At 39.4% G+C, this 12,146-nt stretch carries 14 protein-coding genes; 3 read left to right on the top strand and 11 right to left on the bottom strand.

Annotated elements, in window-relative coordinates; genetic code table 11:
* Window positions 1-3 precede the first annotated feature (3 nt).
* Entirely contained in the window at window positions 4-258 is a 255-nt protein-coding gene (locus ACFX4R_RS00555) for a hypothetical protein (protein ID WP_114324454.1), read from the bottom strand.
* A 117-nt stretch (window positions 259-375) separates the two neighbouring features.
* On the opposite strand from ACFX4R_RS00555, the gene ACFX4R_RS00550 reads away from it, so the two are divergent.
* Entirely contained in the window at window positions 376-1,437 is a 1,062-nt protein-coding gene (locus tag ACFX4R_RS00550; protein ID WP_043976621.1) for a DUF2515 family protein, read from the top strand.
* A gap of 58 nt (window positions 1,438-1,495) precedes the next feature.
* Here ACFX4R_RS00550 and ACFX4R_RS00545 read toward each other — a convergent pair whose 3' ends face one another.
* The 3 genes from ACFX4R_RS00545 to ACFX4R_RS00535 form a co-directional block, all read right to left on the bottom strand.
* Window positions 1,496-1,666, bottom strand: a complete 171-nt coding sequence (locus ACFX4R_RS00545) for a YozD family protein (protein WP_013058720.1) — start codon at window positions 1,664-1,666, stop codon at window positions 1,496-1,498.
* A 265-nt stretch (window positions 1,667-1,931) separates the two neighbouring features.
* On the bottom strand, window positions 1,932-2,618 hold the full coding sequence (locus tag ACFX4R_RS00540; RefSeq protein WP_013058721.1) for a hypothetical protein: 687 nt from the start codon (window positions 2,616-2,618) through the stop codon (window positions 1,932-1,934).
* 202 nt (window positions 2,619-2,820) lie between these two features.
* Complete coding sequence (locus ACFX4R_RS00535; protein WP_013058722.1) at window positions 2,821-3,036, bottom strand: YozE family protein; 216 nt, start codon at window positions 3,034-3,036, stop codon at window positions 2,821-2,823.
* A 408-nt stretch (window positions 3,037-3,444) separates the two neighbouring features.
* On the opposite strand from ACFX4R_RS00535, the gene ACFX4R_RS00530 reads away from it, so the two are divergent.
* Together ACFX4R_RS00530 and dat are read left to right on the top strand one after the other, a co-directional pair.
* On the top strand, window positions 3,445-4,482 hold the full coding sequence (locus tag ACFX4R_RS00530) for an acyltransferase family protein (protein WP_013058723.1): 1,038 nt from the start codon (window positions 3,445-3,447) through the stop codon (window positions 4,480-4,482).
* A gap of 121 nt (window positions 4,483-4,603) precedes the next feature.
* On the top strand, window positions 4,604-5,449 hold the full coding sequence (dat, locus tag ACFX4R_RS00525; RefSeq protein ID WP_165575861.1) for a D-amino-acid transaminase: 846 nt from the start codon (window positions 4,604-4,606) through the stop codon (window positions 5,447-5,449).
* Between the two features lie 35 nt (window positions 5,450-5,484).
* Here the strand turns inward: dat and ACFX4R_RS00520 are convergent, their stop codons facing one another.
* From ACFX4R_RS00520 to ACFX4R_RS00490, 7 genes are all read right to left on the bottom strand, one after another.
* Window positions 5,485-5,763 (bottom strand): YokU family protein, encoded by a 279-nt coding sequence (locus ACFX4R_RS00520; protein WP_013058725.1) that lies wholly within the window; start codon window positions 5,761-5,763, stop codon window positions 5,485-5,487.
* Window positions 5,764-5,777: 14 nt separating this feature from the next.
* Entirely contained in the window at window positions 5,778-7,190 is a 1,413-nt protein-coding gene (gene kamA / locus ACFX4R_RS00515) for a lysine 2,3-aminomutase (RefSeq protein WP_028410902.1), read from the bottom strand.
* A gap of 67 nt (window positions 7,191-7,257) precedes the next feature.
* The gene (gene ablB, locus ACFX4R_RS00510; protein WP_280560130.1) at window positions 7,258-8,106 is read right to left on the bottom strand and encodes a putative beta-lysine N-acetyltransferase; all 849 of its coding nucleotides are present in this window, start codon (window positions 8,104-8,106) and stop codon (window positions 7,258-7,260) included.
* 26 nt (window positions 8,107-8,132) lie between these two features.
* Complete coding sequence (locus ACFX4R_RS00505) at window positions 8,133-9,398, bottom strand: peptidase (protein ID WP_340446868.1); 1,266 nt, start codon at window positions 9,396-9,398, stop codon at window positions 8,133-8,135.
* 13 nt (window positions 9,399-9,411) lie between these two features.
* Complete coding sequence (locus ACFX4R_RS00500) at window positions 9,412-10,074, bottom strand: 3-oxoacid CoA-transferase subunit B (RefSeq protein ID WP_043976615.1); 663 nt, start codon at window positions 10,072-10,074, stop codon at window positions 9,412-9,414.
* Window positions 10,059-10,760, bottom strand: a complete 702-nt coding sequence (locus tag ACFX4R_RS00495; protein WP_043976614.1) for a CoA transferase subunit A — start codon at window positions 10,758-10,760, stop codon at window positions 10,059-10,061. The genes ACFX4R_RS00500 and ACFX4R_RS00495 overlap by 16 nt, the downstream gene beginning before the upstream one ends.
* Window positions 10,761-12,110, bottom strand: coding sequence for an aspartate aminotransferase family protein (locus ACFX4R_RS00490; RefSeq protein WP_043976613.1), 1,350 nt, complete (start codon window positions 12,108-12,110; stop codon window positions 10,761-10,763).
* Between the last annotated feature and the right edge of the window lie 36 nt (window positions 12,111-12,146).

Below are 12,146 nucleotides of genomic sequence, written 5' to 3'. Positions count from 1 at the left end.
AAATCAACTTGAGAAAAAGCTTGAGAAGAAACTTCCGCTTTTACGCTTACGCTTATAGTGGTGGTGTCCATATTTTGAATGACTGTGGCTGTCATAATATTTGCTTCGCTTATAATCGCTACTGCTGCTATGGTGACGAGGACGTCTGTAATGATGATCACTGCTGCTGTAGTGACGAGGACGTCGATAGTGTCGATCGCTGCTGCTGTAGCGTCGATGTTTAGATCCAGTTAATGATTCAAAAATTTTTCTGAACATAAAGAAAACCTCTTTTCTTAACATTTGTTACCCTTTATACGTACGAAATGTTATAAAGGTTTCAAAAAGTCCCTTACCCTTTTTTTATATAGTTAAACGTTTCAAAGGAGGCTTAACATGACTTCTACTAACACAAATCCCCTCATTAGATTGGAGGATGTTCTTCGCCTGCAGCAGATGATGCAGCTCAAACCTCCTGCTACCCTCCCGCTGTCTTTTATCGGAGAAGACGTAAAATTGATTAAAGAGATTCGAAAAAAAGTAAAAAAAGCTAATCAAAACAATGTTACACGTACCCAAGCTTATTTAGACTATTATCAAAAACATCCCGAAATTCACTGGGCTTTTTTAGCACACTTGGTTTCACGGAACGGCGGCTATTACATGACAGATCTCTCCACTACCTTAATAAAATCCCTGCTTTCTCCAGAAAAACAGCACGCGTACTTCTTGTTTTTAGAACATTCCAATTCCGCCATTTTTCATGATGCTTACGCTCAGCTGTTACTCTATGAAAAAAGCAAAGAACAAAACAGCAATCTGTTTCATTTACTCTCCGCTTTTCACATATCTTCTTTTATGAAAACTGTTTGGAATGACTTTTGGCAACATAGAAACAAAACACTCTTATCAATAGCTCTGATTGTGAACGAACAGTATCATATCGAAAAAAATGTTTTCTTTAAAAAAGAGTTTCAGCGGGATGTTCTTCACTCTTGGCAGTTTCACACTCAAAACTTTCTCGGTATGACTCAAATCGTCTTTCCCTATTATTCAGGTAATAACATTGATTTAAGTGGCACAAAAGTGTATCATTTCGAGTCTGTCTTAAAACGGATTGAAGTGGGAAAAACTTTATACGTTCTTCTTTTTTATTCAAACTTGCATGATTCTATCTATACATTTAGCCTTAAACACCCCCACACAGGGTCTCGAAGCGATTATAATTCAGATATATTTACAAAAAATCGAACTCATTCCAAAAAGCTGTATAGCCCGACGTTAAATATGAGCTGGGGAGACCGCGTACACCTTTTTTTAAGAAAAGATGAGTGGTTTGAAGAAGAAAGCATATTTTCTCTCCTTGAGTCTATTCCCGCTTCTTCCGTTAAAAAAATTCCTCTTCAACATCATATAAAAGTGCAATCTGCTATTAAAGCTGCTAACCCTTTTTCATAGCCGCTGTCTCATAAACAAAACGACGAGTTTCCCCGTCGTTACAGATGTATCTATCTTTTTATTCTTCATCTTGCTCATCAATAATGCATTTATCAATGAGATAATCAAAAGTTATATCCGCTAATTCGCCTAGCTCTTCTTCAGCGGGAACATAGCCTCGCTTGACTAGTTCATTGTAAAAGAACTCCGCAATTTCTTCCGTATCAATGACCACTTCGATTTCTTTCACAATATCACTCCTTATCCCGTTTGAACGGATTAGCGTACCTTATTTTTCTTAAAAATAGGTTCACTCCATCTTCTGCTTGAAGTTTTACCTTATACACATTTATGAACAATTCGGCAATAGTATGTCTAAAATTTCAGCAGTTTAAATAGAAAGGTAATTATACCCATTCTTTTTTCATTACCATCGCCGTATACACAATAAAAGATAGCTAAGAGAGATGTAATGATCTATCTCGGCTATCTTTTATTTATTAGGCATCTACCTGCTATTTTCCTTGTTCGGATTTTGCTATCTTTTTTAAATGTTTCAGCACTAAGTTCATGACTTCAGCGTATTCTTCATCTTCAAAAAGCTCATACAAAAATTTATAATCATTGTACACATCTAAAAGACCGTTTATAATCTCATGCTTTTCTTTAGTTAACCTCACTTCTTCTTTTTCAGAACCGTTTTGTTTTTTCATCTTTGGTAGCAACTCCGTCTTTTTAATTTCTTTACCTAAATACAACATATCAACACTTTGAGCGTAATTTTCTGTTTCCTCATGAGGAGTTACGAGAATGAGTTCTTCTTCACTAGCCTCAAGCCATTCTCCATCTGTTACACGTGACAATTCATAGACAATATCTTCCCATGAATCCTCTTTATAACGCCATATTTCTGTTCGAATACCAATGATTTTAAATAACTCTTTTCCATAATTAAAAACCTGGACGATATCGCCGAAGAAAAATTTATATTCAAGCTCTACTCTTTCCTGTACTAATATTTGACCTTCATATTCTTCTAGAAGCTCAATTGTATCTTCTAAAAAAAGACCTTCACTATGGTTGATTTCGTATACAAAAATCCCATCCATCACTTTTATATCGGTAATAGTGCCAACGGTCCCGTATATTGTTACAACGACTGTTTCACCAATTCCGTATTTAGGTTTTTTCTTCCCTGCCATCGTCGCACCTCCTTAGTAAACATACACCTACTGAAAAGTTACAATATTATATGCAGTAACTAAAAAAGGGGAAGTATAACATCTTTAGAACCAAGCCTTTATTATCTATTGCCCTCTATCATTTTTACCCCTGCTTATTGCATGAACTAAAGAAAATAAAAAAGCAGGCTGATGGATATCCATCAGCCTGCTTTTTTATTCCTCACGCATTATTTTGATAAAGCTCCCATGCTTCATCAAATACGGTCATACTTGATAAATAATGTCCGTTGAGCTCTAAATAAGAACTCAGTTCGTCATAATCTGTTGAAGATTTCGGGAAGCTGTGATCATCATAAGCACTTCGCGCAAACTCTCCCATTCGATCATGTTTTTTATTTGATCGGAATTTCATTATATAGTGATAAAAGGATTTCATCGTACTCCCCCTCCAGCGGTATGTGTATCTTTTCTATCATTTTTTCAAGAAATCTACAACTTTCTTCTGTGATATGTAGATGTCGAACACTGCAATATAAGTGGTTTACTGGACAAAAAATATTAAATTCATGTTACAGTTGCAAAACAAATTTCACTATTAGCGTAACGAATAAATATTGTTATATCAATATTTTTCTTTTTTCAAAAAGACATTTGTAACAAAAACACATCGTTTTTATAACAAAAGCATTGATTCGACAGGTTTCTCAAACCTTTATGTAATTGCAAAAAAGAAGAATTCATGTTTTAATTCCGTAGTGAAAGGTTATTCTAACAATAATCGCCATTTAAATAAATCTTGTTGGTGGGAGGTTTACATCAGCATATGTTGAGGAAAAATAATACTATGAATACTCGAAATGCTTACTTTGATAATGCTAAATTTGTATTAATTTTTTTGGTTGTATTTGGACACATGATTTCTCCGTACCGAACAGATAGCAGCGGAATGCTGTCCATTTATCACTTTATCTTTATTTTCCATATGCCTGTCTTTATTTTACTAGCAGGTTATTTCTCAAAAAATTTTCATAAAAAAGGCTATTACAAAAAAATATTTACAAAGGTGGCTCTTCCTTACTTAGCTTTCCAAACTATCTATACCCTATATTATAGTGTGCTTTACACAGATGAAACGTACACGCTTCAATATTTGGTTCCTAGATGGGCAATGTGGTTTCTACTGAGCTTAATTTTTTGGAAATTAATGCTTCCTTTCTTTGCGAAATTCCCGATGTGGATTAGCTTAACTGTCTCTATTTCGCTTGGACTTGCAATGGGCTTCATTGATATTGACGGATTTGATAAAATTCTAAGCATTAGCCGAATGTTTGTCTTCTTCCCGTTTTTCCTTTTAGGCTACTATTTGTCACAGCGACAAGAGCCTTTTACAAATCTTTTGACAGCGCGAAATCGAATCATTGCATCCATCGTATTACTAGTGACATTAATCGGAAGCTATTCTTTCTTAGACGACACGGCTTACACAGATATGCTGTATGGAACGAACACGTACGACAATGTGGCCGAATTTTTAATGCGCGTTTCTCACTATGGAATTGCTTTTCTTGTATCTTTTGCCTTTATGGCTTTAATTCCAACGCGCGGTTTTGCTTTAACAAGCATTGGACAGCGATCCCTATACGTGTATTTATTGCACGGCTTCATTTTAAAATGGTTCTTTACAACTGACTTCTCAAAAAGTCTAGAGCCAACGTCATGGGGGATTATCGTCTTAATTGCCCTGTCCATTTTAGTAACGATGCTTCTCGGCAGCCGTATTGTCGATTGGTTCATCACAGGTACTAAGCTCATCGTTCAGTTTGTTACACCTAAAAAAGCCATTCAGAAATTTTCACTAGCATTCAAACGTACGTTTTCATAAAAGTCATACTCCTAAAGGAGTATGACTTTTTTCATTTTCTTCGAAGAAACCAAGTAAATAATTTCATTTTGCTGAATTTTATGTTAACGTTTTAATATCTGAAGGAAGGGAGTTTTTCAAGATGGAATTAGCATATTATGCTGGAGAGTTTAGAGATATTAATGAGGCTGTTATTCCAATTGATGAACGCGGTCACCAATTTGGAGACGGTGTTTATGAATTTATTCGCGTATACAAAGGAGTTCCGTTTTCAATTGAACGTCACTTAGACCGCTTAGAAAGAAGTGCAAAGGCAATCTTTATCGAGCTGCCGGTTTCAAGACAAGAGCTAAAGGACATCATTCATCAAGCAATGGAAAAATCAACGTTAAAAGACGCTGATATTTATATTCAAGTTACGCGCGGGATTGCTCCTCGAAATCATTTATTTCCCGATGTAGCTGCACAATTAGCACTCACAATACGTCACCCTCGCCAAACACCTGAAGAAGCCTATGAAAAAGGCATTTCCACGCTTCTTTTGGAAGACGAACGATGGGCTAATTGCTATATCAAATCATTGAACCTACTTCCTAACCTTCTGGCCAAACAAGCTGCGGCTTCTAAAGGATGTAAAGAAGCTATTTTAGTAAAAGACGGATACATAACCGAAGGGTCGAGCAGCAATGTATTTGCGATAAAAGACAACGTCTTGTTCACGACTCCTGCCACAAGAAAAATTCTATCTGGTATTACGCGCGCTAACGTGCTGGAATGTGCGCAGGAACAAGCCATTCAAATCCGCGAACAAAATATGACTCCTTCCTTTTTAAAAGACGCTGATGAAGTTTTTATTACGAGCACGTCTGTTGGCCTCTTGCCCGTTTCGAAAATAGACGAAGTCGAACTTCCAACTTTCCGTCCTGTTACAGTGGCTTTAAAACACGCCTACAGCCTGCGCACTGCTGGAACAAAGGCTTATCAATAAGCAAAGCCGCCCCTTACAAAATAAGGGGCGGCTTTTTAGAATTTAAAGTAGTTGCGCTTTAATAATCTTGGCACTTTTAATAGCTCATCATACCGAATGGATTCATCAAGTTTTTTTGTATCGACAAGAAGCAGCTGTGTTTCCACTTCTTCTATGATCTCTTCTTCTTGATATGACATCCCGCAACCTGAACAGCTGATACATGGCATATGAGTAATTTCAATACTTCTCGTTCCATCTGGCAATTCCCAGTATGCGGTATTGGTTGTTTCTACCGCTTTTTCTTCTTCGCACCATGCGCATTGAACAGTCATATTACAGGACCTCCTTAAGATGATGGAGCATCGTCGCTTTTAACGTCTTTTTTCAATTGAGCTTTAAACTTTTTATCTTTTAATTCATCTCTTTTTTCACGTTTATCTTTTAGACTTTCGTGAGCACTGTCACTTTCATATGTTTTACGTCTTTTTACTCTCCCTAACCCTTCCGGTACAAGGTTGAATTGAGCATCATTCATAAGACCCGAGATGCCGATGGAAGAATCTTTAGCATCCGATGCTGGATAAACAGCTCGAAAATAATCATCTGCACGCCCAGGCACATAGCTTTCTGGCTCCGGATACGTCGTAATCACTCCTTCAAAGTTTCGCAGAACAACTTTACTTGCGCTTTGACTAATAATATAGTTTGGCTGAACTGCAATCTTTCCTCCTCCTCCTGGCGCATCAATAACAAACGTTGGAACAGCATAGCCAGACGTATGACCTCGCAGCCCTTCCATAATTTCAAGCCCTTTGGAAACAGGTGCGCGGAAATGTCCAATTCCTTCTGACAAATCACATTGATAAATATAGTAAGGACGAACGCGTATTTTCACTAAATCGTGCATAAGCTTTTTCATGATAGCTACGCTGTCATTAATCCCAGCTAAAATAACCGCTTGATTGCCAACTGGAACGCCTGCATCGACAAGCATTTCACATGCTTTTTTTGTCTCTTCCGTAATTTCAATGGATGTATTAAAGTGAGTATTTAACCATACTGGATGATATTTCCTTAAAATGGTACATAAATTTTCTGTTATTCGCTGTGGAAACACAACGGGTGCTCTTGTTCCAATCCGAATAATTTCCACATGGGGAATAGCTCGTAAATTCTTCAAAATATATTCTAAAATGTTGTCATTAATCAGCAAGCCATCACCGCCTGAAATGAGTACATCTCGTACTTCAGGTGTTTTGGCGATATAAGCAATCGCAGCATCTAACTGCTTTTTTGGAACGCCCATTCCGATTTGTCCTGAAAACCTTCTTCGAGTACAGTACCTGCAGTACATGGAACATTGATTGGTGACTAAGAACAAAACGCGATCAGGATAGCGATGAGTCAACCCTGGCACTGGAGAATCTTCGTCTTCATCTAGGGGATCTTCTAGATCATATTTTGTTTTATGAAGTTCTTTGCCAACCGGAACAGACTGCATACGGACGGGGCAGCGAGGATCATCTGGATTCATCAAAGATGCATAGTAAGGCGTAATATTGAGCGGAATGGTTTTGGTTGAAATGCGTACTCCTTCTTCTTCTTCAGGAGTTAAGTTAATAACCTTTTTTAAATCATCTAACGTTCGAATTGTGTTTGTTAATTGCCAAATCCAGTCATTCCATTTTTCTTCAGGAACATCTTTCCATAACTCAATATCTTTCCAGTGTCGGGACGGCTTATATAAATCATATAACATACAATCGCTCCTTTATGAAGATTTACTATTGTTATATGTTACAGCCCATAAATTGGTTAATTATTTCTCACCCTTTACTTTTTGACAGATCCTTCACCCATACGTTCATATCTTCTAACGATTTATAAATGTAACAATTATTCGTTAACCTTCCCGTATAGGTATAGCCAAGCTGCTGAAAGGCGGCGTTCATCCCGAATGAAAGCGCTCTCGCTATTGTGTATGCACAAAAAATATGCCGCTGTTTTAGCTCCGCCTCTAGTGCGTTTAATAAATGCTTCATGAATCCATACTTTCGGTAAGCAGGGAGAGTCGCACAATCCGTTAGTTCAGCATTGTGATAGACATAGTCAATTTCAGCAGAAGCAGCGCTAACGATATCGTTCTTGTCAACTATGATATAAAACAAGCTATCTTCTTGAAGCAAATTAGAGAGATACTCTTCTTCGTAGAGGGGAGTAGGATACACTGTGAAGATTTGACGGTAGAGCTGAGAAAGTTGTTTAGCGTCAGATGAAATGGCTTGGCGCATGATCAGTTGATTCGATAAAGAAGAATAATCAGATGTCGGCAAATTCAACACATCTTGAAGCAGCTCTGTTTCTTTTAACGTCTCCCCGCTGTCTCGGCGGGATTGAGACGTATAGTAGCATAAAAGATACGCGTCGCTTCCGTTAAAATAGTAGGGAACAGTTGCTTCTAAAGAAAATCCCAAGCTTATCCAGACCAACAGATGTTCAGCACGTGCTTTTATAATCCACTTTTCGTACGTTTTCTTATCAATTTCTTTATATATATAGCTGTAAATATCGTTCACATTTCCCCGGTAATCATCTATTCTCAGACGCTTGTTATATTCATCTAAAAAAAGAGTCATAGCAAAGGTTGGCTGACAAATATTTTCTTGTTTCCCCATTTGTTTGTATCCTCTCCCTTTTTAGCTTAGTCTGCAATACTGCACCAGTCTGCTACAGTGAGAGCAATAATTTCCGCTGCGTCAAGCATCGTTTGAATACAAATATACTCATTCGGAAAGTGGGCCACTTCTGTTACTCCCGGTCCAAAAACAACTGTTGGAATATCCCCTACTTGTGACAGTATCCCTCCGTCCGTTCCCCAAGGAGATGCTTCAATGATCGGCTGATTCTGTTTCACTTGATAAAAAGAGGACGAAAGAGAAGTCATAAGCGGATGCTCCAATTCAATTTCACCGGGAAGCCAGTGGGCGCCAAACCATTCCAAGTCGACAGGGTGCTCAGCAAACCACTCATCACGCTGAGCCAAAAGTTCAAGCCAGGATTTCATTTCTGCTCTGACATTTTTCATTTTTTCATGCGGAGCAACTCCTATCCTGCCTTCTAATATTACTTGATCAGCGACTGAAGAAGGCCACGTTCCGCCTTGTATATTTCCGATATTAATCGGCACGGGAATGGGAATTTTATTATAGAGCGGATCGGTAATTCGGCTGTTTCTCTCTTTTTCAAGACCCTCAATATGTTTAAGCACCACAGCTGCTTTTTCAATCGCACTCACGCCTTCATACCGAGTCCCTCCATGTGCTGCTACTCCATGCACAGTGACTCGAAACCACATGGAGCCTTGCTGTTTAGGGAAGATCTTCATGTTGGTTGGTTCTGGAATGATGGCACCATCTGCTTTATACCCTCTAAGTACACAGGAAAGTGTTCCTGCCCCTCCGCTTTCCTCTTCTACTACGCTTTGAAAAACAACATCTCCTTTTAGTGAAATATCTAGCTCTTTCAACGCTTGAATAGCTAAGAGTAACGACACATTTCCTCCTTTCATATCCGTTGCTCCGCGTCCATATAAGTTTCCATCTTTTACAACAGCCGTATAAGGGTCTTCCGTCCACTGTGAAAGATCTCCGGGTGGCACTACATCAATGTGCCCATTCAAAATAATGGATTTCCCTCCGCCTTTCCCTTTTAACACGCCTACCACATTCGGACTGTCTCGAAAAGTAGAACGGTTGGAGGCAAAAGCTTCATGGCTGCGAAGTATTTTTTCGTCCGGTTCCCATATATCAATATCTAACTGCAGCTGTCGAAGGCGTTCAATAACAATTGCCTGCGCATGCTTTTCAGAACCTTGTACGCTTGCTTCTTCTACGAAACGCTTGAGTAAACGCACTGCACTTTGACGATGCTCTGTCATCCAGTTATGAATAGATTGCTGTATGTTCATGTAAGGGTCCTCCTTATGGTATCGTAATCAATTGATCACTCAGGCGAACTGTCGCTTCTGTTGAACTCAAAATATCCTCTACAGTATAAGGAGACATTAACTCTGTTAGAAGAAGCGCATCTTTTTCTACTTTAAAAACCGCCCGATCTGTAATAACTAATCCCACGCAGCCCGAAGCAGTCAGAGGTAAAGAGCACGTCTTAACCAGCTTCGGTTCTCCTGTCTTGCTCGTATGATTCATTAGCACAATGACTTTTTTCGCTTTTTGAGCTAATTCCATCGCTCCTCCCATCCCAGGAACTCGCTTACCTGGCACAATCCAATTAGCTAAATCCCCTTTTTCACTCACTTCCAACGCACCAAGAATGGTCATATCGACGTATCCTTTTCGAATCATCGCGAAGGCTGTAGCACTGTCACAGTATGAAGCCCCTTGAACGGTAGTTGTTGGATAGCCTGCTGCATTGCAAACATTCTCATCTTCTTCACCTAAAGGAGGGGAAGATCCTAACCCTAAAATTCCATTTTCAGCATGAAACATCACATGAACAGCGCTTGGCACATAATTAGGAATAAGAGAAGGAATGCCAATCCCTAAATTAACAATCATGCCGTTTTGAATTTCAGCCGCAGCACGTTTTGCAATACGATGACGAATATCTATTCCCAAACCCATTTCCAATTCACTCCTTTCGAAGGAACAATATAATCCACAAATACACCTGACGTCATCACGTTCTCTGGGTCAATGTCCCCAAGAGGAACAATTTCATCCACTTCAGCGATAGTTATACGACCTGCCATTGCCATTAACGGATTAGTGTTTCGAGCGCTTTTATCATAAAGCAAGTTGCCGAATGGATCTGCTTTTTTTGCATACACAAAAGCAACGTCGGCTGTGAGCGGCTTTTCCACTAAAAATGTCTTGCCGTCTACTTCCACTTTTTCTTTTCCAAATTGAATAATGTCATTTTCTATTCCTACATCAATCAGTACTCCTCCGAGTCCAACTCCTCCCGCTCGAATCCGTTCAGCAAGCGTTCCTTGAGGAGAAAACTCAACTTCCAGCTTTTCTTCTGTCATCAGCGTTCCAGCCACTGGGTTCGACCCAATATGAGAAGCAATCAGCTTTTGAATTCTTCCTTGGCTTACCAATTTTCCCGCACCAATATGAGGAAAGCCTGAATCATTACATATCAATGTAAAATTTGATTTTCCGCTTTCAATCAGACCATCAATGAGAGAAGGCGGGCTGCCTACTCCTCCAAATCCTCCTATCATCAACGTAGCCGCATGATCCACGTATTCAATCGCTTGTTCCACAGTTGTGATCTTTTGAAATGAGTTTTCGACCTTTGTCACTCATTTCACCTCATTTCTCTGTTTTTCATTTTGCACTTCATGCAATGTTTTCGAAAGCAGATCGACCGCTTCATCAAGCTGACGATGAGTAATCGTAAATGGTGGCGCAATAATAATACCGTCTCCTTCTACTCCGTCTGTTCCTGCTTGTGAAGGATAAAGGAGAAGACCATTTTTTTGGGCTTTACTTATTACGCGTGCCGTCATATTTTCCGAAGATGAAAAAGGCTCCTTCGTCTTTGGATTTTGCACAAGCTCAAGACCAACTAGTAAGCCTTTGCCACGTATATCACCAATGATAGGGTAAAGAAGTTGAAGCTTCTTCAATTCCCCTACTAAATAGTCTCCTTTCAGCGCTGCTTCTTGAACAAGATCATGCTTTTCAATATAGGTTAAAACAGCTATCCCTACAGCGGATGACAGCGGATTAGCGCTTAGCGTATGTCCGCTCATAATTAATTTGGATCCGTTCATGATAGGTTCAATCGTTTTGCTGCTAGCTAACGTAACGGCTATTGGTGTATATCCTGCTCCCACTCCTTTTCCAAGCGTCATGATGTCTGGTTTAACTCCCCAGTGCTCATACGCAAACATCACGCCTGTACGCCCAACTCCAGTCATGACTTCATCCGCAATCCATAACACATCATATTTATCGCAAATTTCTCTTATCACTTCATAATAACCGGGAGGAGGTGTAAGCGCTGCTCCGGCTGCTCCTACAATGGGCTCTGTAATAAAAGCAGCAATATGTTCAGGGCCGGTTCGTTTGATAACTGTTTCCAATTCGCGTGCACAAGCAAGATTACAAGATGGATAGGTTTGATGAAATGGACACCGATAGCAATAAGGAGGCGAAACCGAAGGATAATCTTCAAGCAAAGACGAGAAGCGTTTTCGTCTTCCAACGTGCCCTGACATAGACAGAGCTCCTATTGTAATACCGTGATAGCTCATCCAGCGTGACAAAACCTTTGTTTTGGTTGGCTTTCCTTGCTCTTGAAAATGCTGAATTGCCGTTTTCATAGCCGTTTCAGTCGCTTCTGTCCCGCTGTTAACAAAAAAGCTCCACTGGAAATGATTGCTGCTTAATTCACATAGTTTCTTAGCTAAGGCTTCTGTTGGATCACTTGTAAACTGCGACCGATATACAAACGCAACTTTCTGTGCCTGATCGGTCATCGCATCAATAATTTCTTTTACGCCGTGTCCAATACTTGCTGTAACTGCCCCCGACGAAGCATCTATGTACCTTTTTCCATCTTGGTCGTACAAATAAATTCCTTTTCCATATGAAATAACTGGGTAGTCGTCGTCGAGCAGCGGCTTTATTACATGAGTTTTATTCATTTCCGCACTCTCCTTTCAAACATACACTCTTATTAA

The sequence above is a fragment of the Priestia sp. YIM B13490 genome, from assembly GCF_042787735.1.
Lineage (GTDB): Bacteria > Bacillota > Bacilli > Bacillales > Bacillaceae_H > Priestia > Priestia megaterium.
Note: the sequence above shows the minus strand (reverse complement) of the source record. Positions and strands in the feature narration are given on the sequence as shown.